Here is a 22540-nt window from a genome sequence, read left to right on the forward strand (position 1 = left end):
GTGGTCCCGGTCCCCGCTGCACGAGCGGGGACCGGGACCACGGTCGTACGGGGCCGGCCTGCGGGACGTCAGCGCAGCTCGGCGGGGGGAGTGCGGTCGGCGTCGACCTTCTCGGTGCGCTCCAGCTCGCCCCACACCACGTACCGGTACGTGGACGTGTACTTCGGGGTGCAGGTGGTGAGCGTGATGTACCGCCCGGCCTTCTTCGCGCCGGACTCCTCGGGGATCGGGTCGAGGACCTGCACGTTGTACTTCGAGGTCTGCGGCAGCGTCGCGTACACCCGGTAGACGTACCAGGTGTCCTTGGACTCGAAGACGATCGGGTCGCCCTTCTCGATCTTGTGGATGTCGTGGAACTTCGCCCCGTGGCCGTCGCGGTGCGCGGCGAGCGAGAAGTTGCCCTTCGGGTCCTGCGGCAGGGCCGACTTGACCGGCTTGGTGTAGTAACCCGCGACCCCGTCGTTGAGGAGGTCGGTCGCGGTGCCCTTCCTGATCAGTATTTCTTCCCGGCCGTTCATCGACGGCACGTGCAGGAAGCCGATGCCGTCCTTGGTGTCCAGGGCGCCGGGGCCGCCCGGACGGTCGTCGGCCCAGGTGTCCCGGACCCGGTCGCCCTGCTTGTTCGCCTCCCGGTCGGCGACGACGTTGGTCCACCACAGCGAGTACGCGACGAAGAGGCCGAGCACCACGCCGGCGGTGATCAGGAGTTCGCCGAAGACGCTGACGGCGAGGGCGAGCCTGCCCCGTCCGCGGCTTTGCGGCGCCGCGGCCACCGGTTGCGCCCCGTCCTGCGCGGCGTCCCCCTCGGCGGGCCCGTGCGGTTCTGTCGTCGCTACCACTGCATCGTGCCCCGTCTGTTCCGTTCGCCTCAGCTGACGAGCGCGTCCGGCTTCCCCTCCGAGCGCGGTCGTTCTTCAGCCATCTTGCCCCACACGATCATCCGGTACTTGCTGGTGAACTCGGGGGTGCACGTCGTCAGGGTGAGGTACCGGCCGGGAGCGGTGAAGCCCGACCCGGGCGGGATCGGTTCGAGGACGGCGACATTGCTCGGCGGGGTCTGCTGGAGGATGCTCGCCATCTCGTAGACGAAGTACGTGTCCTGCGTCTCGACCACGATCGGGTCACCGGGCTTCAACCGGTTGATGTAGCGGAAGGGCTCGCCGTGGGTGTTGCGGTGACCGGCGACGGCGAAGTTGCCCGTCTTGTCCTCGGGCATCCCGGTCTTCAGGCTGCCCTCGGCGTAGTGGCCGACCATGCCGCGGTCGAGGACCTTCTTCTTGTCGATGCCCTCGGCGACGGGCACGACCACGTCGAGGGTGGGGATGTGCATGATGGCGAAGCCCTGCCCGGGTTCGAAGGACCCCGGGGCCCGCTTGCCCTTGGCCCAGTCCTCCTGGATCTGGTTCGCCGCTCCGTCCGCCTGCGCCTGCGCCCGGATGTTGGTCCACCAGAGCTGGTAGGTGACGAACAGCAGCATGAGGAGGCCCACGGTGATGAAGATTTCGCCGAGGCCCCGGCTGACCAACACCCCGACGGTCGGTTTCCGCGCACGGGCCGCACGGCGCGCCTCCACCCGCGACAGCGGCGCCTCGTCCGCGGGGTCTTCGGGGTACGGGGAGTCTTCGGGGTACGCACGGGAATCGGCGTACGCGTCGAAGTCCCGGGAGCTCCTGGGGTCGTTGGCGCCGGCGTAGTGGTCGTACGCGTCGTCCGTGCCGCGGGGTCGGCGGCCGGGGCGTGGGCCCTGGAGGACGTCGGACGGGCCGGTGAAGACCGCGGAGCCGTGCGGTGGCGTCCCCGTGGGTCCGGCGCCTGCCGCGGCCCCAGGGCGGGCCGTGGGGGCTGCGGAGCCCGGTCCGGGCCCGGGGGGCCCGTAGGTGCCGGCGGGCGGCGGGTACGGACGGGACGGGCCGCCGTGCGGGCCGGGGCGCTCCGGGGGCAGCGGACCGGGCCCCGCGCCCGGCCGTCCGGTCGGGTACGCGTTCGCGGCGGGGGCGCGGTACGGGAGGCCCTGAGCGGCCGGAGCGGGGGGCGGGTACGGCGTCTGCCGGGGCCGTCCGTCGGGCGGCGGGGTCGCGTACGAAGGGCCCGCGTACCCGGCCCCGCCCGTGCCGGAACCGTCCCCGTACCCGTGCGGACCGGGCGGTCCGTACGGTCCGGTCGGCCCGACCGGTGCGGGGGGCTGCGGCTGGGGAGCGGCTCCGGCCGACCCGTGCCAGTTGCGGGCGTAGCCCTGCGGGTCGTACCACTCGCCGGGCAGGCCCGGGGCGTGGTGGGCGGCTCCGCCCGGGCCCGGGGCCCCGGGTTGCCGGCCGGCGGACGGGTCCTGGCCGGGCAGGGGATCGTTCAGCGGGTCGGCGAGCCCTTGCACGGCCCGCTCGAACCCGCCGGGGACCTCGTACGGCAGGTGCCCGTACGCGGGGTCCCGGTACGGAGCGGTGGGCCCGGGAGGCGGCGGGCTCCCCGGGTCCCCCGGTCCCGAGTCCCGCTCGGGCCGCACCGCTGTCACGCGGAGGCCCTGCCCACCACCGGGGCGAGCCCCACCGATCTGGCCACGGCATCGCCGTACCCGCACTCGACGAGCCAGTTGGCGAGCATCCGGTGCCCGTGTTCGGTGAGCACCGACTCGGGATGGAACTGCACGCCTTCGACGGGCAGTTCACGGTGGCGCAGCCCCATGATGATGCCGTCGTGGGTACGGGCCGTGACCTCCAGCTCGTCCGGCACGGTCGCGGGCTCGGCCGCGAGCGAGTGGTAGCGGGTCGCGGTGAACGGGGAGGGCAGTCCGGCGAAGACGCCCTGCCCCGCGTGCTCGACCAGCGAGGTCTTGCCGTGCAGCAGTTCGGGGGCGCGGTCCACGACGCCGCCGTAGGCCACCGCCATCGACTGCATGCCGAGGCAGACCCCGAAGACGGGCACGCCCGTGGCGGCGCAGTGCCGGACCATGTCGATGCAGACGCCGGCCTGCTCGGGGGCGCCGGGGCCCGGTGACAGCAGGACGCCGTCGAAGCCGTCCTGGGCGTGCGAGGTGGAGACCTCGTCGTTGCGGAGCACCTCGCACTCGGCACCGAGCTGGTAGAGGTACTGCACGAGGTTGAAGACGAAGCTGTCGTAGTTGTCGACTACAAGAATCCGCGCGCTCACTGGGTGGGGGCCCTTCCCTCGTCGACGGTCACGTCGTTGAAGGGGAGCAGGGGCTCGGCCCACGGAAACACGTACTGGAAGAGCGCGTACACGACCGCGAGCACGAGGATGAGCGACAGGACCGCCTTCACCCACGCATTGCCCGGCAGATGCCGCCAGATCCAGCCGTACATGCCGTCCCTACTCGCCGTTGGTGTTGCCGTGCGTCCACCAGACTACGGGGGCGGGGCGCGAGATAGCGGGGGTTGGCGTGCAAAGCCGCTCACGGGCCGGGCGTCCCCGCGGCCCCGGACGCGCCCGGCGTCACAAAGCGACCGGCTTGCCCTGTTCGGCCGGCCGGGAGTGCCGGGAATGTTCCACGTGAAACCGTGCGGTGGGACGTAGATCACGGTGGGCCGCCGGCCCGGGCGGGCCACCGGACTCCCGGGCTACTCGATGGGGCGCGCCTGGTGCAGGTCCACGGGCCCGGTGTAGCCGGGGAGGGTCACCGTTCCCTCCTCGTCGACGTTCCAGCCCAGTCCGTAGGCGTTGACGTAGAGCATGTAGTTCTGGATCGCGGGTGCGGCCGTGAGGGTCTTCTTCAGCCGGGCCGTGTCGCCGATCGCGGTGATCTTGTAGGGGGGCGAGTACACCCGGCCCTGGAGGATCAAGGTGTTGCCGACGCAGCGGACGGCGCTGGTGGAGATCAGGCGCTGGTCCATCACCCGGATGCCCTCGGCGCCGCCCTGCCACAGGGCGTTGACCACGGCTTGGAGGTCCTGCTGGTGGATCACCAGGTCGTCGGGCTGCGGTTCGGGGTAGCCGGGGAGCTTGGGCGTCGCGTCGGGCGGGGCGTCGTTGAGCGTGACGGTCAGGGCCTCGCCGCGCAGTTCCCGGGTACCGGCCCGGTTCTCCAGCGCCTTCAGTCGGGCTTCCTCGGTGTCGGTGGCGCCGGGGTGGCCCTCTTCGGCGCGCGCCTTCACGTCCTCGCGGAGGACCCCGTTGTCCTCCTCCAGCTCCCCGTTCTTGTGGCTGCGCTCCTTGATCAGGTCGGAGAGCTTGAGCAGGGAGGCGTCCGTGCGGAGGTTGGTGCCCTTGGCGGTGTTGAAGCTGGTCACGAAGAGCAGTCCGGCGAGGGCGAAGACGCCGGCGGTGAGGGCGCGCACCGGCCGCCAACGCTTCTTGCCAGCGGGGGTGGTGCGCACACCGGGGGAGTCGGCAGAATTGCTCAACGTACCCTTGCTCCTTACCGCGCCGAGGAAGCACTACGCTAACGGACGCCCGGGGGAACGATCCGTTTCCCCCAGCAGTTCGCTTGTACGCTGCCCCGGAGCCCGCCCCCACCGTCTCGCGCGGCCACGCAGCGCATCGACAGGAGAGCCCCTCGTGCCGAAGTCACGTATCCGCAAGAAGGCCGATTACACGCCGCCCACGGCGAAGCAGTCGACCGCGATCAAGCTGACCAACCGCAGCTGGGTCGCCCCGCTGATGCTGGCGATGTTCTTCGTCGGTCTCGCCTGGATCGTCGTCTTCTACCTCACGGACGGCAAGCTTCCGATCGACGCCCTGGACAACTGGAACATCGTGGTCGGCTTCGGCTTCATCGCCGCGGGCTTCGGCGTCTCCACCCAGTGGAAGTGACCCGCTCCTAGTCGGCTCCACGGGCTGAGCCCCCGGCCGGGCGCTGCACTCCCCTCCGGCCCAGGGGGCCCTTCGTGCTGTTCGCAGGGCGGGTGACCACTGCTGCGCCCCGCACGGGGGCAGAGTTATCCACAGAGTTTTTCCACAGTGGGGAAAAGGTCAGACGATCTGTGGATAACCCCTTACGTGTTGACGCCGATGTGACTGACCTACCGGTATCCGAAAACACGTTCGCCCCTTGTGCTGACTGGGGAAACCCAGGTCAGCGCAAGGGGCACAGACGTTCGCCCACAGCATGCACAAGATCCGCCACCCACTGTGGACAACCATTGCGGGCCGTCGTTCGTCGGGCCGCCTCAGACGAGTGAAGCGGTCCGCACCACCACGGCGACCACCACGACGAGGAAGACCGCCGCACAGGTCCCCCACTGCACGAGGGCGCGCCGCTTCCCGCCGGTGTGCATCATCCCGTAGGCGATGGCCACACCCGCGATCAGACCACCGACATGGGCCTGCCAGGCGATGCCGGACATGGTGAAGGTGAAGATCAAGTTGATCGCCAGCAGGGCGATCACCGGGCGCATGTCGTAGTTGAGGCGCTTGACCAGCACGGCCGTGGCGCCGAACAGACCGTAGATCGCACCCGAGGCGCCGAGGGACGCGGAGGTCGGATCGACCAGCACATAGGTGAGCGCACTGCCCGCGAGCCCCGAGACCAGGTACAGCGCGAGGTACCGCGCCCGACCGAAGGCCTCCTCCAGCGGACCGCCGAGCCACCACAGGCTGAACATGTTGAACGCGATGTGCCACACCTCCTGGTGCGCGAACATCGACGTCACCAACCGGTACCACTGGCCGTCCGCCACGCCCTCCACGGCGAAGTGCGGAGCGGGCCAGGCACCGATCAGGAAGAGATCGCTGACCAGGCGGTCGTTGGTCTGGATGGCGATGAAGACGAGGACGTTGATCGCCAGGAGGATCTTCGTGACCAACCGGGGGTCCCGCGCCAGGGGAGCGCCCGTGAGGGTGCGGGGCTGGTTGGCGGTGGGAGCGTGCCCGGTACCGGAGCCGTCCCGCACGCACTCGGGGCACTGGAAACCCACCGAGGCGCTGATCATGCAGTCCGGACATATCGGCCGCTCACAGCGGGTGCAGCGGATACCGGTCTCCCGGTCCGGGTGCCGGTAGCACGTGGGCGGGCTCTGGGCGTCCCGCGAGCCCTGCGTTCCGTGCGGTCCGCCTGGCGCCTGGTCCATGGGGTCCCCTCACTCCAACTCGTCCGAAGGCGTACGCGGCCGCCACGGCCCGTGGACCACGGAAGGTCGTCCCTCGGGAGATCACTCGGTCAACGCACGGCCCCGCCCTCCATGACGGATGGGCGGGGCAGTTTGTTCCCCGGTGCGGGCCGCGCCCCACCGACGAGCAGGGCCCTGCGGCACCGGGTCACCGGCAGTGGGCGTACCGGGTCAGCGCGTCTCGATGACGACCGACTCGATGACCACGTCCTTCACCGGACGGTCCGTGCGCGGGTTGGTCTGGGTGCCCGCGATGGCGTCCACGACCTTCTGGCTGGGAGCGTCCACGACCTCACCGAAGATCGTGTGCTTGCGGTTCAGCCACGCGGTGGGCTCGACCGTCACGAAGAACTGCGAGCCGTTGGTGCCCGGGCCCGCGTTCGCCATGGCCAGCAGGTACGGACGGTCGAACTGGAGCTCCGGGTGGAACTCGTCCTTGAACTGATAACCCGGGCCACCGGTGCCGTTGCCCAGCGGGTCGCCGCCCTGGATCATGAATCCGGGGATGACCCGGTGGAAGACCGTGCCATCGTAGAGGCGGTCGGTGGACCGCTTGCCGGTCTCGGGGTGAACCCATTCGCGCTTGCCCTCGGCGAGCTCGACGAAGTTCTTGACCGTCTCGGGCGCGTGGTTGGGCAGGAGCCGCACCACGATGTCGCCTTGGTTGGTCTTCAAAGTGGCGTAAAGCTGCTCGGCCACGATCTGCCTTCCGTTGTCTTCCATGACGTATCGATCCTCGCACGAGCCGGAGCCTGCGTCGCCCGACCGCGGGCGAGCGGACCGTGCTTCCTCCTTACCCCCTTCCACTCGGGATGCACGGCCACCGGTGTGACCCGGATGCGCTTCCTCACATGCCGTGGCGTGGGACGGCAGGCATGATCCTCAAAAGGGTGGAAAGGTGAACGATGACTTGCCGGGGACGCCCCCGGCACTGACGTACGCCACCGAGGAGGAGGTTCCCGTGACCCGCATCGACAGCGTGCGCGCCGCGACCGGTTCGGCGAAGGACAGCGTGCTGCACGCCGCGGAAGTGGTGGCGCCCTACGCCGACACAGCCAAGGACCGGGCTGTGCACTACGCCCAGGAGGCTCGGGTTCGACTGGCACCCAAGGTGTCCCACGCTGCGCAGCAGGCCACCGAACAGGCGCGTGTCCAGTACGGGGCACATGTGGCGCCCCGGATCGAGCAGGCCCGCACCCATGTACCGCCCAAGGTCGACCACGCCGCCCATGAAGCGGCCGTCCGCACCCGCCTCGCCGCCCGCCAGGCAGCCGATTACTCCCGGCCCCGGATCGAGCAGGCCGTGGCAGCCGCAGGTCCGGTACGGGACGAGGCCGCTTCCCGGGGGCTGGCCGCCCTCGCAGCACTGCGCGGACAGGTGTCGGCAGAAGAAGTACGGGCGCTCCTGCGCAAGCAGGAACGCCGCGCCCGCGCAGGACGCGTCGGCAAGGGGCTCCTCGTCCTGGGAGTGACCGCCGGTGCCGCGTTCGCCCTCTGGCGCTGGTGGGACAGGCAGGCCAACCCGGACTGGCTGGTGGAGCCGCCCGCGGCCACGGAGGTGCCCGAGTCGGGCGGCTCCCTGAACGCGGTCGACGGTTCCCCGTCCGCCCTCGACCCGGAGGTGGAGGCCAAGCAGGCCCAGGCGGACGCCTCGTCCGACACTCCGGAACGCGATTAGCCGGCCCCCCGCGAGACCGCAGGCCCGGGCAGCACGCAGCACACCCACCGAGAACGTCCGACGGGCGGCCTGGTTCCTCTCGACCCGGGCCGCCCGCGGGGCGTTTCACGTGAAACAGTCCGCGGCCCCGCGAAACGTCACCAGACGGGTGTTTCACGCAACGACAGCGGGTCACACCGCAACGCGACGGGCTACGGACCCGCGGGCACCCGCATCGCATCGGGTGCGGACCCGTAGCACTACCATGCTCCACCATGTCCAGCGGTAGCACTTCACATGAGTTGGCGGCCGAGCTCCGCGAGCTGGTCACCGGGCTGTCCACCGGCGACCGGCTGCCCAGCAGCCGCCAGTTGATCGAGCGGTACCACGTGGGACCCGCCACCGTCGCCCGCGCCATCGCCCTGCTCGCCGCGGAGGGCGCCGTGGTGACGCGGCCGGGCAGCGGCACCTACGTCGCACCGCGCGCCCCGGCCCGCACGGAGGCCGCCGACACGGGGTGGCAGACGGTCGCGCTCACCGACCGCACCGTCGACACCCGCACGATCCACGACTCCCCGCCCCCGCCGGCCGGCAGCATCACGATGGACGGCGGTTACATCCACCGCTCCCTCCAGCCGACCCGCGCCCTGAGCGCCGCACTGGCGCGGGCCGCCCGCCGGCCGGACGCCTGGGACCGTGCTCCGGCCACCGGTCTGCCCGCACTGCGCGCCGCGTTCGCCGACCTGACCGAAGCGGGAGCCCGGCCGGACGACGTCCTGATCACCGCCGGCGGCCAGAGCGCCCTGTCGGTCGTGTTCCGGGCCGTCGCCGGCCCGGGCAGCCCCGTGCTCGTGGAGTCGCCCACTTATCCGGGCGCGCTCGCCGCGGCGAGCGCGGCGGGGCTGCGGCCGGTGCCCGTACCCGTCGACCAGGACGGCATCCGCCCCGATCTGCTGGCCGACGCCTTCGCGATGACCGGCGCCCGCCTGCTGTACTGCCAGCCCACCTTCCACAACCCGACCGGCAGCGTGCTGCCGCCCGAGCGGCGCCGGCAGGTGCTGGACGTGGCACGGGCGGCGGGCGCCTTCGTCGTGGAGGACGACTTCGCACGGCACCTGGGACACGGCGGCCGGCCGCCCGCCCCGCTGATCAGTGAGGACCGCGACGGCACCGTCATCCAGGTCACCTCACTGACCAAACCGGTGGCTCCGAGCCTGCGGATCGGTGCGTTGATCGCACGGGGTCCGGTGATGGAGCGGCTGCGGGCCGTCCGGCTCGTCGACGACTTCTTCGTGACGAGGCCCCTCCAGGAAGCCGCGCTGGAACTGGTCAGTTCGCCGTCCTGGGACCGGCATCTGCGCAGCCTGTCGGAAGAGTTGCGCGAGCGGTGCGCCCTGCTGGCCGCGACGGTCGCCCGGGAGGCGCCGGACTGCGTGCTGACCGGCGTGCCCGCGGGCGGCCTGCACCTGTGGATCCGGCTGCCCGACCACACGGACGACACCGCGGTCGCCACCGCCGCCCGCCGGCACCGGGTCGCCGTGAGCGCGGGCGGGCGCTACTTCGCCGCCGAGCCGCCCGCGCCCCACCTGCGGGTGGGCTTCGCCGCCACCGCCGACCACGCCGAACTCATGGAGGGGGCGAAGAGGCTGGGCGAGGTCCTGCGCGAGGGCCTGCCCACCCGGTGAGCCCCATGGGAAAACCCCCTCCCGCTGCGTTTCCGCAGGTGGAGGGGGTTTCTCAAAGTGGAGCCTAGGGGAGTCGAACCCCTGACATCTGCCATGCAAAGACAGCGCTCTACCAACTGAGCTAAGGCCCCGAAAGGGATGCGGATCGCCTGGTGGGGCGAGTCCGCGTCGTTGAACAGGGTACCGGGTTACCCCCCGGATCCCGCAAAAGGATTGGGGTCCCCGTGTACGACCACTCTCCGTAGGATGCTCGCACGCGCTTCGCGACAGCGAACCGCGGTTCTTGGGGAAGCGATGGGGAGACGCAATGGACGCCGCACAGCAGGAAGCCACTGCCAGAGCGAGGGAGCTTCAGCGGAACTGGTACGGGGAGCCGTTGGGGGCGCTCTTCCGTAGGCTCATCGAGGATCTCGGGCTGAACCAGGCCCGACTGGCCGGGGTCCTCGGACTCTCGGCGCCGATGCTGTCCCAGCTGATGAGCGGGCAGCGCGCCAAGATCGGCAACCCCGCGGTCGTCCAGCGCGTGCAACTGCTCCAGGACCTCGCCGCCCAGGTGGCCGACGGCAGCGTCAGCGCCGCCGAAGCCACCGAGCGGATGGACGAGATCAAGAAGTCCCAGGGCGGTTCCGTGCTGAGCAACACCTCGCAGACGACGAGCAGTTCGGGAGCGCCCACCGTCAAGCGGGTCGTCCGCGAGATCCAGTCCCTGCTGCGCTCGGTGGCGGCGGCGGGCGACATCATCAACGCCGCGGACTCCCTCGCCTCCACCCACCCCGAACTGGCGGAGTTCCTGCGCGTGTACGGAGCCGGACGCACCGCGGACGCGGTCGCCCACTATCAGGCACACCAGAGCTGAGCCGAGGCTCAGTCGGAGGCACATCACGGGGAGCGGCACACGACGATGGGCGAGGTCTTCGCCGGCCGGTACGAACTGGTCGATCCGATCGGACGCGGGGGAGTGGGCGCGGTCTGGCGCGCCTGGGACCACCGGCGGCGCCGGTACGTCGCCGCCAAGGTCCTGCAACAGAGCGATGCGCACACGCTGTTGCGCTTCGTGCGTGAGCAGGCGCTCCGCATCGACCATCCGCACGTGCTCGCTCCCGCCAGTTGGGCCGCCGACGACGACAAGGTCCTGTTCACCATGGACCTCGTCGCCGGCGGCTCGCTGGCCCATCTCATCGGGGACTACGGCCCGTTGCCGCCCCGTTTCGTCTGCACCCTCCTCGACCAGTTGCTCTCCGGGCTCGCCGCCGTCCACGCCGAGGGCGTCGTGCACCGGGACATCAAGCCGGCCAACGTACTGCTGGAGGCGACCGGGTCCGGCCGGCCGCACCTGCGGCTGTCCGACTTCGGCATCGCCATGCGCAAGGGAGAGCCCCGGCTCACCGAGACCGACTACGTGGTGGGCACCCCCGGCTACTTCGCACCCGAGCAAATGCTGGGTGCCGAGCCGGACTTCCCGGCGGACCTCTTCGCCGTGGGGCTGGTCGCCCTCTATCTGCTCCAGGGCGCCAAGCCCGACGCCAAGGCACTGATCGAACACTTCGCCGCGCACGGCACCCCCACCGCGCCGCGCGATGTCGACGAACCCCTGTGGCAGGTCGTCGCCGGGCTCCTCCAGCCCGATCCGCAGGCCCGGTTCCGTACCGCGACCGGTGCCCGCAAGGCCCTGGTGTCGGCCGCCGAGATGCTGCCGGAGCCCGGTCCGGACGACGAACTCGTGGAGGTGTTCGACCAGATCGGTCCACTGCCGACGGGCTTCGGCCCCGAGGGTCCCGAGGTCCGTGCGAAGGGCGCCCCCCACGCCCTGGACCGCCCCGGTGACCCGCACACCGCCAGCCGTTCGCGCACCGGACCCACCCCCGACCCCCGTCCGACCCCCGCTTCCCCTCCCACCACCGACTCGGCAGCGGTACCGGGCGCCGGCCCCACCCCCACCGGCTCCGGAACGGCTCCGCCCGCTCCTTGGACGTCCGCCCCCTACACACCCCCACCGACCCCGGCGCCCACTCCCCCGGTACCCCCCGCGGCACCGGGCGCGCCCCCCGGGCCGGGCGTCCCGCACGGCGCTCCGAGCGGGCCGCCGCCCGCCGTGTCCACAACGGGCAGCTTCCACCTCCCGCCCCCGCCCCCCACCGCACCGGCCCCGTCGGAACCGTCCACCGGGCAGGCGTCCGGGGGCTCCGCGCCCGCCCCGCCCGTACCGGCCCACACGCCCTACTACCCGCCGTCCCCGTCCTCCCCGGACCTCCCTCCACCGCGCCCGCAGGAACCCCCGCAGTCCGCGGCCCACCACGAGTTCCCGGCCGTGCCCGGACCCGGCGCCCCGTACCGGGCCCCGGCCGGCTACCCCCCTTACTCGCAGCCCGCCCCGTACCCCGTACCCCCCGGGTACGCCGGGCGCCCCACCGATCCGGTCGCGTTCGCCGGAGCGGAGACCGCGCAGGGGCACGGGGAGCCGGCGGCCACCGCCCCGTACACCGCCGGCGCCGTCCGGGCCGCGCGCCCGGTGACCGCTCCGCCCCCGGGACACCGCCGCCGCCGTCGACCGGGACCGCCCCCGAAGGTGACGTTCCCGGTGCTCGCCCTGGCCCTGCTCTGTTTCGCGGTGGGCATCTGGGCCCTGGGCCGCATCTGACGCCCCGCCCGTCCACGCCCACGCCCACCGCCGACCCGGCCCGCCCACGCCCACCACCCCCGACAACCCGGTGGGTCGGCCGTCAGCGGCGCGAACCCACCCGGGACCCCGTACCGGCTTCCGCCCCGGCGTCCGGATCACCGTCGGTGCCGGCCCGGCCGGCGCCCTTGCCCCCGGCGGCCCGGCGCCGCGCCACCACCGTCCACACCACGAGCAGCAGCACCAGGGCCGTTCCCGCGGTGAAGGCCCCGGCGGCCACCGTCTTCATCACCGGTCCCCGCGCGAACCCGGTCCCGGTGTCCCCGCCGCCCTCCCGGCGAGCCGGCTCCGCCGCGGCGACGACCTCGAACTCGTCGACGGGCAGCGGCTGCCCGTCGTACGTGGACTCCGAGCCGCCCGCGCCGGGGTTGCCCTGGACGCGCACCCGGAGCGTCAGCCCGAGCGGGCCGTCCCCGAAGCGCTCGGCGACGGCCCGGCTCAGATGCACCGCCAGGTAGTACCGCCCGCTGAACCGCATCCCGCTGACCTCGTCGGACACCGCGTACCGGTTCTCGTACCGCACCGGTGGGAGCGGCCCGATGACCGCCTTCTTCTGGCGGCCGTCATAGGTGCTCTGGGCCTGGTCGACGGGGCCGCGGGCCGGGTTGAACAGGGAGACGCCCAGCGCGGAGGGCACGTACCTGCCCAGTCCGCGCCCCCCGCCGCCGCCGGAGCCGCCGTCGGCGGCCGAGCCCAGTTCGACCTCCGCGGTCAGCTGCTGTCCCCAGTCGACGGGCACCCAGTAGTAGAGCGTCTGTCCGGGCCGGACGCGGTCGCGCCACACCCCCTGGTCGAGACGGGGCGCGGCGCTGAACCCGGTGCCGCCCTCACGCTCCTTCGGGGTTCCGGTCAGGGGCGCGGGCGGGTCGGACGGCCAGGCCGTCGGGGTGGCGCTGGGGGCGGGGCCGCGCAGGGCGGGTTCCATGGAGAAGCGGAGTTCGAGGTCCCACGGGTCCCGGGGCGACGCCTCCTCGCTCTGCCGTTCGACCACCACGTAGTACGTGCCCGCCCGTTTGCAGCTGAGGGTGCTCGCCCCGACCCGTCGGGCCGCCCAGGCGGTCAGCGGACGGGGGCTCGTCGAGGAGCCGAAACGCGCCCGGTCGGCGGAGCAGTTGATGCCGTTGTCGTCCTGCACGGCGATGGAGTAGCCGTCCTTGAAGGAGACCTTCGCCGCGGTGGTGGGCACGACCGTCGCCGACACGTAGGCGCTCTCCCGCGCCCCCAGCTCCAACCGGTAGTACAGCTTGCCCGCCCGCGGCACCGTGCTCCGGTACGTCTTCCCGGGGGTGAGGCGCAGGGCCCGGGTGGTGTCGAGCGCTCCCTCGACCCGCTGGGCGTCCTCGTCGAAGGCGTACGAGGGTGGTCGCCCGTCCGCCGCGGCGGTGCCGGGGGCCGAAACCGCCGCCACCGCGCACAGCGCCGCCCCCGCGGCCAGCGCCCCACGGACCCCACGGGCCCCTCGACCCAGCTGCCCCACCGGCCGCGCCATCACGCGCCCACCCCTCGTCCGTCCTGGTCGTCCCGACTGCCGTGCCGTCCCGTACGCGAACCGGGGGGCGGACCCGCCGGAACGCACGAAGGCCCCGGCCGCTCGGGCGGCCGGGGCCTTCGGAGTGAAGGGTGTTGTTGATCACGAACCCGTGGGCACGGAGTCGGTCGCCTCCGTCCACAGGTCCTGCTCGGCGCGATCCGCCTGGATCTGGCGGTACACGAGGAGCCCGCCGATGGCGGCCAGTGCGACCAGGAGAAGCTTCTTCACCGCGCGACCTCGTCTTTCCTTGACGTGAGGGGACCTCTGGCGCCCGACTATACACACCGACCGATATCGATCAGTGACCTGCCGGGAGGGGGCCAACTCCCGCCCCGGACACCGCTCAAGCAACGACGGAGAGCGGACGAAGGCACTCCGGCCGGCCGGACCACATGGTGACTTTCGCCTCCTCAGCCCACTTTTCGGGACAGATACCCCCATCCGTGTGGTGTTCATCTGAAGATCAACGCGCCACCCCCGTCGGTCCTTCACTCCCGGACCCACATACACATGATGAGGAAAGTACGCAAATCGCCCAACCCGAAAGTGAGGGAATCATGGCCAAGAACAAGGTCATGGCGCTGTGGACGGCACTCATCACCGCCGTTGTCGCCGTGCTCGCCGCCCTGGGGTTCGCATCCCCCGCCGCTGCCGCCCCGGTACACCAGACCAGCGGGTCCAGCAACAGCACCCCGGCCGTCCGGGAAGCCCGGGTCCCCGTCGCCGCGCCGCCGCGGTACGCGAGGTCCCTACCACCGACGATGAAGCAGCGCATCCGCGCCGAAGCACACGGGTCCTCGCCCAGTTGCCGGCACTGCGCACCGTCGCCGGACTCCGACGCGGCACTGACGGAGATGGTGAACGCCACCCTGGAGTCGCACGGCGGCCATGCGTCCCCGCCGGTGGCGGCCGGCGCACACACCACGACACAGGAACACGCCCACGGCGCCGCCGGACCCACCACGCACTCCGGCCCCCACACCCGCCCGCACGGCCACGCCTCCGGCCACGCCGACCACGGCGCCGGCAGCCACCACGGCCGCCCGGACACCGGCCCCGCCGCGTTCGCCCCGGGCAACGCACCCGTCGCCCCGGCACCGAACCTGCCGTCCCTCCGCTGAACGGCACCCACCCGCTCGTCCGCACACGGCGTCCCGTCCGACGACGGACCCGACCGCCCGCGGCGAGGAACGGAACCGACCGCGACGGTACGAGGACCCCACCGGGTCCCGTGAACGCGTTGCACCGCGCCCGGTCCCCCGGCGTACGGAGACCACGGCCCCGCCCCGCGGAGCCCCACACCGTCGCCACGACCGCGCCGACCGGACCGCACCACCCGTCTGGAACGCACCACCCGTCTGGACTGCACCACCTGGGCTTAGGTCCTGAGGCCGCGTCACCTCCGATACGGGAGAGCACCGACCGGCCCGTACGGTCCCGACGCCCGGCCCCCTCACCCGCACCCACCCGTACGGCACGCACTCCCCACTCGCAGCCGGACGGTTCCCGCACCGCACCATCCGGTCCGCCCGGAGCAACCGGAACAACCGGTACGCCCCGACGCGCACCCGTCCCCGTAGACGATCCCGCGGGGTCACCGACCGACCCGCCGAACGACCACACACGAACACGCACACGCACACGGCACCCGTGGCAGCGCCCTCGCCGATCCGGCGACGAGCCACCGCGCCCCGCCGTGCGGCCCTCCGGGCCCCCGCCACGCGTCCTTGACCGGGACGCGCTTTCCGCATGCCCGCGGACACCCGCCACCGGCCACGACGCCCCGGTGCACGGGACACCCGGGTCGCACGGGACACCCGGGCAAGCAGAAACGCCCGGCGGATCTTACGATCCACCAGGCGTTCGATCGGCCTTCCGGCCACTGTGGGGCTAACAGGATTTGAACCTGTGGCCTCATCCTTATCAGGGATGCGCTCTAACCAACTGAGCTATAGCCCCTCCGCGCTGCGCGCTGACCTCTGAAGATTAGCGCACGTCGCGCCCAGTCCCAAAATCGATGGTCGGGCCCCCTGCGGGGCCCGTGCACACCGGCTCGCGGGACCGTACGGCCCGACCTACTCGTCCTCGGCCAGCGTCAGCTCGATACCGCCGACGAAACCCGCGGACAGGTTGTAGATGAACGCCCCGAGCGTCGCCAACGCGGTCGCGAGGACCACGTCGATGATGGCGATGATGCTGGTGAACATCAGGACCCGCGGCAGCGACAGGAACGACTGGAGGTCGAAGCCGTTGGACTCGTTGGAGCCCGTGGCCTCCGAGATCGTCCCGCCGACGGTCGAGAAGACGCCCATCGCGTCCATGACCATCCACAGCACCGCCGCGGCGATGACCGTGCAGATGCCGAGGGCGATGGACAGCAGGAAGCTGACCTTCATCACCGACCACGGGTCGGCCTTGGAGACCCGCAGCCGCGCCTTGCGCGTACGGGGCTCCGTACGCGCCCCCGTGCGCGGCTTGCGCACGCCGCCCGCAGGGGGCGTCTGGTACGCCTGGGGCGGGTGGTAGGGCTGGCCGGCGGGCTGCTGGAGCCGTTCGCCCGGGAGCGCGCCTTCAGCGCCCTCCTGGGCCCCGGCGGGCCCGTCGTACGACTGGGTCCGCGGACCTCGGGTGTCCGTCACTGTTCCCCCCTGGGAGACATGGGATTCGTCAGAGGCGGGAGAACCCGCGGCGGAGCCCCGGGCGCCGCCCTTCGAGGCGGCGCGTGCGCCGGTGGATCCGGCGCCCGCGGCCCCGGTCGGTCCCACCTGGCCCGCGCCCCCGGCGCCCGTGGCTCCGCTCACGTGTCACACTCCTCGCGCTACTCGGCCGCGGGCGCCGTGCCCTCGTCCGTGCCCTGGTCCGCGCCGGTGGTCCCCGGAGCCTCGGCGGTCGTCTCGACGCCCACGCCGTCCTCGGCGTCCGCGCCGTCGACCTCCTCGGCCTCACGACCGGCCTCGGCGTTGCGCGCGATGCCCACGACGGCGTCGCGCTTGCCCAGGTTGATCAGTTGAACGCCCATGGTGTCACGGCCCGTCTCCCTGACCTCGTTGACTCGCGTGCGAATCACACCGCCGCCGAGCGTGATGGCGAGGATCTCGTCCGTCTCCTCGACCACCAGCGCACCGACCAGCGAACCGCGGTCCTCCACGATCTTGGCGGCCTTGATGCCCAGGCCGCCGCGCCCCTGGACGCGGTACTCGTCGACGGGGGTGCGCTTCGCGTACCCGCCGTCGGTTGCGGTGAAGACGAACGTACCGGGCCGAACGACATTCATCGAGAGCAGCTGGTCGCCCTCGCGGAAACTCATGCCCTTCACACCCGAGGTGGCACGGCCCATCGGGCGCAGCGCCTCGTCCGTCGCGGTGAACCTGATCGACTGCGCCTTCCGGCTGATGAGCAGCAGGTCGTCCTCGGCCGAGACCAGTTCGGCGCCGATCAGCTCGTCGTCGCCGCTGCCCTCCGTCTCGCGCAGGTTGATCGCGATCACACCGCCGGAGCGGGGCGAGTCGTAGTCCTTCAGCGGCGTCTTCTTGACCAGGCCGGCCTTGGTCGCGAGGACCAGGTAGGGCGCGGCCTCGTAGTCGCGGATGGCGAGGATCTCCGCGATCGCCTCGTCCGGCTGGAAGGCCAGCAGGTTGGCCACGTGCTGACCGCGCGCGTCCCGGCCCACGTCGGGCAGCTCGTACGCCTTGGCCCGGTAGACGCGGCCCTTGTTGGTGAAGAACAGCAGCCAGTGGTGGGTGGTCGACACGAAGAAGTGGTCGACGATGTCGTCTTCCTTGAGCTTCGTGCCGCGCACGCCCTTGCCGCCGCGCTTCTGGGAGCGGTAGTCGTCGGTCTTGGTGCGCTTGACGTAACCGCCGCGCGTGATGGTGACGACGATGTCCTCTTCGGCGATCAGGTCCTCGATGGACATGTCACCGTCGAAGGGCACCAGCTGGGTGCGGCGGTCGTCGCCGAACTTCTCGACGATCGCGGCCAGTTCCTCGCTGATGATGCCGCGCTGACGGACCGGCGAGGCGAGGATCGCGTTGTACTCGGCGATCTTCGCCTGGAGCTCGTCGTGCTCCTGGACGATCTTCTGGCGCTCCAGGGCGGCGAGGCGCCGCAGCTGCATCTCCAGGATGGCGTTCGCCTGGATCTCGTCGATCTCCAGGAGGCCCATCAGGCCCGAACGCGCCACGTCGACGGTGTCGCTGCGCCGGATGAGGGCGATGACCTCGTCGATGGCGTCCAGGGCCTTCAGCAGACCGCGCAGGATGTGCGCGCGCTCCTCGGCCTTGCGCAGCCGGAACTTGGTCCGGCGGACGATGACCTCGATCTGGTGGTTCACCCAGTGGCGGATGAACGCGTCCAGCGAGAGCGTGCGCGGCACCCCGTCGACCAGGGCCAGCATGTTGGCGCCGAAGTTGGTCTGGAGGTCGGTGTGCTTGTAGAGGTTGTTGAGGACGACCTTGGCGACGGCGTCCCGCTTGAGCACGATCACCAGGCGCTGCCCGGTGCGGGAGCTGGTCTCGTCGCGGACGTCCGCGATGCCGCCGATCTTGCCGTCCTTCACCAGGTCGGCGATCTTCTGGGCGAGGTTGTCCGGGTTGACCTGGTAGGGCAGCTCGGTGACCACCAGACACTGGCGGTTCTGGATCTCCTCGACCTCGACCACGGCGCGCATCGTGATGGAGCCGCGACCGGTGCGGTACGCCTCCTCGATGCCCTTGCGGCCGACCACCAGGGCGCCGGTCGGGAAGTCGGGGCCCTTGATGCGCTCGATCAGCGCGTCCAGCAGTTCCTCGTGGCTCGCCTCGGGGTGCTCCAGGTACCACTGGGCGCCCGACGCGACCTCGCGCAGGTTGTGCGGCGGGATGTTGGTGGCCATGCCGACCGCGATGCCCGCGGAGCCGTTGATCAGCAGGTTGGGGAACCGGGCCGGCAGGACGGTCGGTTCCTGGGAGCGGCCGTCGTAGTTGTCCGTGAAGTCGACGGTGTCCTCGTCGATGTCCCGGACCATCTCCATGGACAGCGGCGCCATCTTGCACTCGGTGTAGCGCATGGCGGCGGCCGGGTCGTTGCCCGGGGAGCCGAAGTTCCCGTTGGAGTCCACCAGCGGCATCCGCATCGACCACGTCTGCGCGAGGCGGACCAGCGCGTCGTAGATCGAGGAGTCGCCGTGCGGGTGGTAGTTGCCCATGACGTCGCCGACGACGCGGGCGCACTTGTAGAAGCCCTTCTCGGGCCGGTACCCGCCGTCGTACATCGCGTACAGCACCCGGCGGTGCACGGGCTTGAGGCCGTCGCGGACGTCGGGCAGCGCGCGCGACACGATGACGGACATCGCGTAGTCGAGGTACGAGCGCTGCATCTCCGTTTCGAGCCCGACGGGCTCGATGCGCATGACGATGCCCTCGGCTTGGGGCGTGCCTTCGGGGTTCTGGTCGGTCATTGCTGGTGCGGGTCCTTTCTGTGCGGTCAGACGGAGACCGACTCAGATGTCGAGGAAGCGGACGTCCTTGGCGTTGCGCTGGATGAACTGGCGGCGGGCCTCGACGTCCTCGCCCATGAGGACGGAGAAGAGGTCGTCGGCCTGGGCGGCGTCGTCCAGGGTGACCTGGCCGAGGACGCGGTGCTCGACGTCCATGGTGGTGACGCGCAGTTCCTCGGCGTTCATCTCGCCGAGGCCCTTGAAGCGCTGGATCGAGTCCTCCCGGATGCGCTTGCCGTTCTGGCGGCCCAGCGCGATCAGGGCGTCCCGCTCACGGTCCGAGTAGGCGTACTCGAAGTCGTCCCGACCCCACTTGATCTTGTAGAGGGGCGGGCGGGACAGGAAGACGTGCCCGGCCTCGACCAGCGGACGCATGAAGCGGAACAGGAACGTCAGCAGCAGGGTGTTGATGTGCTGGCCGTCGACGTCGGCGTCCGCCATCAGGATGATCTTGTGATAGCGCAGCTTCTCGATGGCGAAGTCCTCGTGGACCCCGGTGCCGAAGGCCGAGATGAGCGCCTGGATCTCCTGGTTGTGCAGGATCTTGTCGATGCGCGCCTTCTCGACGTTCAGGATCTTGCCGCGGATCGGCAGGATGGCCTGGTACATCGGGTCGCGGCCGGACTTGGCCGAGCCGCCGGCGGAGTCGCCCTCGACGATGAAGATCTCGCACTTGGTGGGGTCGTTCGACTGGCAGTCGGACAGCTTGCCGGGCAGCGACGCCGTCTCCAGCAGCCCCTTGCGGCGGGTGAGGTCGCGCGCCTTGCGGGCCGCCACCCGGGCGGTCGCCGCCTGGATCGACTTGCGGATGATGTCCGCGGCCTCGTTGGGGTTGCGGTCCAGCCAGTCGGCGAGGTGCTGGTTGACGACCTTCTGCACGAAGGTCTTGGCCTCGGTGTTGCCCAGCTTGGTCTTGGTCTGGCCCTCGAACTGCGGCTCGCCGAGCTTCACCGAGATGATCGCCGTCAGACCCTCGCGGATGTCGTCGCCCGTGAGGTTGTCGTCCTTCTCGCGCAGCAGCTTCTTGTCGCGCGCGTACCGGTTGATGAGCGCGGTCAGCGCGGCCCGGAAGCCCTCCTCGTGGGTGCCGCCCTCATGGGTGTGGATGGTGTTGGCGAAGGAGTACACGCCCTCGCTGTAGCCGCTGTTCCACTGCATCGCGACCTCAAGGGACAGCAGCCTGTCCTTGTCCTCGGCCTCGATGTCGATGACGGTCTCGTGCACCACCTCGCCCTTGCGGGAGTTGAGGTACTTCACGAAGTCGACGATGCCGCCCTCGTAGTGGTACGTCACCGTGCGCGCCTGCGCCTCGGTGTCGTCACTGGGCTGGTCCGTGTCGGCGCCGCTGGTCGCCTTCGCGGAGTCGCGCTCGTCGGTGAGCTTGATCGTCAAGCCCTTGTTGAGGAACGCCATCTCCTGGAAACGCCGCGCCAGCGTCTCGAAGGAGTACTCCGTGGTCTCGAAGATGTCCCCGTCGGCCCAGAAGGTGACGGAGGTCCCCGTCTCCTCGGTGGCCGCGCCCCGGGCGAGGGCGGCCGTCGGGACGCCCAGCTTGTACTCCTGCGTCCAGTGGTGTCCGTCGCGCTTGACCTCGACGGCGACCCGGGTGGACAGGGCGTTCACCACGGAGACACCCACACCGTGCAGACCGCCGGAGACCGCGTAACCGCCGCCGCCGAACTTGCCGCCCGCGTGCAGCACGGTCAGCACGACCTCGACGGCCGGCTTGTTCTCGGACGGGACGATGTCGACGGGGATGCCGCGACCGTTGTCGATGACCCGGACCCCGCCGTCGGGCAGGATCGTGACGTCGATGGTGTCCGCGTGACCGGCCAGGGCCTCGTCCACGGAGTTGTCCACGACCTCCTGCACGAGGTGGTGGAGGCCACGCTCGCCGGTGGAGCCGATGTACATGCCGGGGCGCTTGCGCACGGCGTCCAGACCTTCGAGCACGGTGATCGCGCTCGCGTCGTACTCGGGCGTCGCCGGCCCGGGGGCCGTGGACGCTTCCGGTACGGACTGGTCGGCCTGAACGGCATCGGCGGGGTCGCCGATGCCGGTGGACGGGATGTTCTCGTTGGGGTTGCCGGAATCGGCCACGAAGCGCCCTTTCTGGCACAGCACGAGCCGGGCACCCGGCAGTGGCCGGAGCGGCTGCGGCGTGTTGCGTTGGTAAGCCTGTATCAGCGTTGCTCGGTGTGTGTCCCACGAGTGGGGCGGGATTGTCCTCCAGTCTACCGGTAGCGCTGACAGTGATGGGGCTTTGCCGGTACCTGAGTCCGCATGTGCCGCCCTGAACCGGTCTCTTCTGACTCCCCATATGCGCCCCAGGGGCTCAAGTGGTCCTGAGCGGCACTCAGCGCTTCGGGGCGTCAACCACGAGCGACCGTCCGTCGAGCCGGCGGAGCAACGGGTTCCGCACGGGGCCGCACGGGCGGGGCCGCACTGCGGCGAGGGGCCGTCGGGCCGCCCTCCGCACGGCCCCCACCAGCGGGAACGATCACCGCCCCGGGGGGCGGGAGCAGCAGCGCCGCCGGTCGCTGCCCCGGCCGGTGCGACGATCACCGCGCCGGGAGCGCGCACGACCGGGCCGGGGACCGCCCGTGGCCCGGGCGCGCCGGGCGGGACGCGCGCCGTGCGGCGGCCACCGGGCCCGCGGTCGGGCGGGTCGACGGGCGCGCACGGGTCCGGTGCCACACGGGTCGACGGGCGCCGGAACCGTGCGGTGCCGGGCCCGGCGGTGCCGTGCGGTGCTGCCGTGACGTGCGGTGCTGTGCCGTGACGTGCTGTGCCGTGCGGGCGCGGGTGTGGTGCGTCAGCCGTAGGTGTCGCCGGGGCCCGTGCTGCCCGGCGCGCGCAGCGGACCGAACCGGCGGGCCGGTCCGCCGGGGCCCACGACCTTGATCAGTCTCACGGTGCCGTGTCCCAGGTCCTCGTTGAGCCGGGCCACCAGTTGCGGGGCCAGCAGCCGCAGCTGGGTCGCCCAGGCGGTCGAGTCGCACTGCACCGTCAGCACCCGCTCGTCCTCGTCGTACCGCTGGGGCACGCAGTGCTTGGCCAGGTCGTCACCGACGATCTGCGGCCAGCGGCCCATGACCCCGCCGACCGCCGCCGGGGTCTCCCAGCCGCGTTCGGTGATCAGCCGGTTGATGGCCGCGCCCAGCGCCATGGGGTCGCGCCCGTCCGCCCGCGCGCCGGAGCGCAGACCCCCGCGCCGGGCCTGCTTGCGCTGGGCCGCCGCGTCCCCCCGCGCCCGCGCCTGTTCCTTCGCCGCCCGCAGCGCCACCCGGGCGAGGTCGACCCCGCTCGGCGCGGCCGGAGCCGGCGGGACCGGCGCTCCCGCGGACCCCAGGGGCCCCACGGGACCCGTGCCGGGCACCCCGGGGATTCCGGGGAGTGCGGCGTCCCCCGGCCCCGTACCGCTGTTCCTGGCGCTCGGGCCACGGCCGATCATG

At 71.6% G+C, this 22540-nt stretch carries 19 protein-coding genes and 2 tRNA genes; 6 read left to right on the forward strand and 15 right to left on the reverse strand.

What is annotated here, in order from left to right; translation table 11 throughout:
• Nucleotides 1-68: 68 nt before the first annotated feature.
• The 5 genes from ACFYOU_RS23795 to ACFYOU_RS23815 form a co-directional block, all read right to left on the reverse strand.
• Nucleotides 69-839: a class E sortase gene (locus ACFYOU_RS23795; protein ID WP_389764040.1), complete on the reverse strand. Its 771-nt coding sequence runs from the start codon at nt 837-839 to the stop codon at nt 69-71.
• A gap of 29 nt (nt 840-868) precedes the next feature.
• Complete coding sequence (locus ACFYOU_RS23800; RefSeq protein WP_391308275.1) at nt 869-2509, reverse strand: class E sortase; 1641 nt, start codon at nt 2507-2509, stop codon at nt 869-871.
• Nucleotides 2506-3144 carry an aminodeoxychorismate/anthranilate synthase component II gene (locus tag ACFYOU_RS23805; protein ID WP_385489221.1) on the reverse strand — a complete coding sequence of 213 codons (639 nt, stop codon included), beginning with the start codon at nt 3142-3144 and terminating at the stop codon, nt 2506-2508. The genes ACFYOU_RS23800 and ACFYOU_RS23805 overlap by 4 nt, the downstream gene beginning before the upstream one ends.
• Nucleotides 3141-3317, reverse strand: a complete 177-nt coding sequence (locus ACFYOU_RS23810) for a hypothetical protein (protein ID WP_387001902.1) — start codon at nt 3315-3317, stop codon at nt 3141-3143. Before ACFYOU_RS23810 ends, ACFYOU_RS23805 begins: the two co-directional genes overlap by 4 nt.
• Nucleotides 3318-3572: 255 nt before the next feature.
• Nucleotides 3573-4355, reverse strand: a complete 783-nt coding sequence (locus ACFYOU_RS23815; protein ID WP_389764044.1) for a DUF881 domain-containing protein — start codon at nt 4353-4355, stop codon at nt 3573-3575.
• Between the two features lie 154 nt (nt 4356-4509).
• Between ACFYOU_RS23815 and crgA the strand changes: the two genes are divergently transcribed.
• Nucleotides 4510-4764 (forward strand): cell division protein CrgA, encoded by a 255-nt coding sequence (crgA, locus tag ACFYOU_RS23820; RefSeq protein WP_385489228.1) that lies wholly within the window; start codon nt 4510-4512, stop codon nt 4762-4764.
• 356 nt (nt 4765-5120) lie between these two features.
• On the opposite strand, the gene ACFYOU_RS23825 is transcribed toward crgA, so the two are convergent.
• Both ACFYOU_RS23825 and ACFYOU_RS23830 read right to left on the reverse strand, forming a co-directional pair.
• Nucleotides 5121-6020, reverse strand: a complete 900-nt coding sequence (locus tag ACFYOU_RS23825; RefSeq protein ID WP_389764046.1) for a rhomboid family intramembrane serine protease — start codon at nt 6018-6020, stop codon at nt 5121-5123.
• A gap of 210 nt (nt 6021-6230) precedes the next feature.
• Nucleotides 6231-6758: a peptidylprolyl isomerase gene (locus tag ACFYOU_RS23830; protein WP_387001906.1), complete on the reverse strand. Its 528-nt coding sequence runs from the start codon at nt 6756-6758 to the stop codon at nt 6231-6233.
• A 262-nt stretch (nt 6759-7020) separates the two neighbouring features.
• On the opposite strand from ACFYOU_RS23830, the gene ACFYOU_RS23835 reads away from it, so the two are divergent.
• Entirely contained in the window at nt 7021-7737 is a 717-nt protein-coding gene (locus ACFYOU_RS23835; RefSeq protein WP_391308367.1) for a DUF5324 family protein, read from the forward strand.
• A gap of 254 nt (nt 7738-7991) precedes the next feature.
• Complete coding sequence (locus ACFYOU_RS23840) at nt 7992-9401, forward strand: aminotransferase class I/II-fold pyridoxal phosphate-dependent enzyme (RefSeq protein ID WP_391308279.1); 1410 nt, start codon at nt 7992-7994, stop codon at nt 9399-9401.
• A gap of 58 nt (nt 9402-9459) precedes the next feature.
• Here the strand turns inward: ACFYOU_RS23840 and ACFYOU_RS23845 are convergent.
• Nucleotides 9460-9532 (reverse strand) — tRNA-Ala (locus ACFYOU_RS23845).
• A gap of 176 nt (nt 9533-9708) precedes the next feature.
• On the opposite strand from ACFYOU_RS23845, the gene ACFYOU_RS23850 reads away from it, so the two are divergent.
• The gene (locus tag ACFYOU_RS23850; protein ID WP_385489296.1) at nt 9709-10257 is read left to right on the forward strand and encodes a helix-turn-helix domain-containing protein; all 549 of its coding nucleotides are present in this window, start codon (nt 9709-9711) and stop codon (nt 10255-10257) included.
• A 45-nt stretch (nt 10258-10302) separates the two neighbouring features.
• Nucleotides 10303-12039: a protein kinase gene (locus ACFYOU_RS23855; protein WP_391308281.1), complete on the forward strand. Its 1737-nt coding sequence runs from the start codon at nt 10303-10305 to the stop codon at nt 12037-12039.
• A gap of 82 nt (nt 12040-12121) precedes the next feature.
• Here ACFYOU_RS23855 and ACFYOU_RS23860 read toward each other — a convergent pair whose 3' ends face one another.
• Together ACFYOU_RS23860 and ACFYOU_RS23865 are read right to left on the reverse strand one after the other, a co-directional pair.
• Nucleotides 12122-13486, reverse strand: coding sequence for a hypothetical protein (locus tag ACFYOU_RS23860; RefSeq protein ID WP_391308282.1), 1365 nt, complete (start codon nt 13484-13486; stop codon nt 12122-12124).
• A 222-nt stretch (nt 13487-13708) separates the two neighbouring features.
• The gene (locus tag ACFYOU_RS23865; protein WP_003999697.1) at nt 13709-13837 is read right to left on the reverse strand and encodes a DLW-39 family protein; all 129 of its coding nucleotides are present in this window, start codon (nt 13835-13837) and stop codon (nt 13709-13711) included.
• Nucleotides 13838-14166: 329 nt separating this feature from the next.
• On the opposite strand from ACFYOU_RS23865, the gene ACFYOU_RS23870 reads away from it, so the two are divergent.
• A complete protein-coding gene (locus ACFYOU_RS23870; RefSeq protein WP_391308283.1) occupies nt 14167-14730 on the forward strand; it encodes a DUF6344 domain-containing protein in 564 nt (187 codons plus the stop codon).
• A gap of 764 nt (nt 14731-15494) precedes the next feature.
• Here the strand turns inward: ACFYOU_RS23870 and ACFYOU_RS23875 are convergent.
• From ACFYOU_RS23875 to ACFYOU_RS23895, 5 genes are all read right to left on the reverse strand, one after another.
• Nucleotides 15495-15568, reverse strand: a tRNA-Ile gene (locus ACFYOU_RS23875).
• A 116-nt stretch (nt 15569-15684) separates the two neighbouring features.
• Nucleotides 15685-16410, reverse strand: coding sequence for a DUF3566 domain-containing protein (locus ACFYOU_RS23880; protein WP_389764088.1), 726 nt, complete (start codon nt 16408-16410; stop codon nt 15685-15687).
• A gap of 17 nt (nt 16411-16427) precedes the next feature.
• Nucleotides 16428-19046, reverse strand: coding sequence for a DNA gyrase subunit A (gene gyrA / locus ACFYOU_RS23885; protein ID WP_391308286.1), 2619 nt, complete (start codon nt 19044-19046; stop codon nt 16428-16430).
• Between the two features lie 42 nt (nt 19047-19088).
• Nucleotides 19089-21209, reverse strand: coding sequence for a DNA topoisomerase (ATP-hydrolyzing) subunit B (gene gyrB / locus ACFYOU_RS23890; RefSeq protein ID WP_391308288.1), 2121 nt, complete (start codon nt 21207-21209; stop codon nt 19089-19091).
• Between the two features lie 691 nt (nt 21210-21900).
• Nucleotides 21901-22539: a DUF721 domain-containing protein gene (locus ACFYOU_RS23895; protein WP_389764163.1), complete on the reverse strand. Its 639-nt coding sequence runs from the start codon at nt 22537-22539 to the stop codon at nt 21901-21903.
• Between the last annotated feature and the right edge of the window lies 1 nt (nt 22540).

The organism is Streptomyces sp. NPDC005955 (assembly GCF_042871255.1).
Taxonomy (GTDB): domain Bacteria; phylum Actinomycetota; class Actinomycetes; order Streptomycetales; family Streptomycetaceae; genus Streptomyces.

What these genes read in the sequence shown, in the direction of transcription:
- ACFYOU_RS23810 (WP_387001902.1), bottom strand. Translation starts at nt 3,317, where the DNA reads ATGTACGGCTGGATCTGGCGGCATCTGCCGGGCAATGCGTGGGTGAAG.
- ACFYOU_RS23825 (WP_389764046.1), bottom strand. Translation starts at nt 6,020, where the DNA reads ATGGACCAGGCGCCAGGCGGACCGCACGGAACGCAGGGCTCGCGGGAC.
- ACFYOU_RS23840 (WP_391308279.1), top strand. Translation starts at nt 7,992, where the DNA reads ATGTCCAGCGGTAGCACTTCACATGAGTTGGCGGCCGAGCTCCGCGAG.
- ACFYOU_RS23850 (WP_385489296.1), top strand. Translation starts at nt 9,709, where the DNA reads ATGGACGCCGCACAGCAGGAAGCCACTGCCAGAGCGAGGGAGCTTCAG.
- ACFYOU_RS23855 (WP_391308281.1), top strand. Translation starts at nt 10,303, where the DNA reads ATGGGCGAGGTCTTCGCCGGCCGGTACGAACTGGTCGATCCGATCGGA.
- ACFYOU_RS23870 (WP_391308283.1), top strand. Translation starts at nt 14,167, where the DNA reads ATGGCCAAGAACAAGGTCATGGCGCTGTGGACGGCACTCATCACCGCC.
- gyrA (WP_391308286.1), bottom strand. Translation starts at nt 19,046, where the DNA reads ATGACCGACCAGAACCCCGAAGGCACGCCCCAAGCCGAGGGCATCGTC.
- ACFYOU_RS23895 (WP_389764163.1), bottom strand. Translation starts at nt 22,539, where the DNA reads ATGATCGGCCGTGGCCCGAGCGCCAGGAACAGCGGTACGGGGCCGGGG.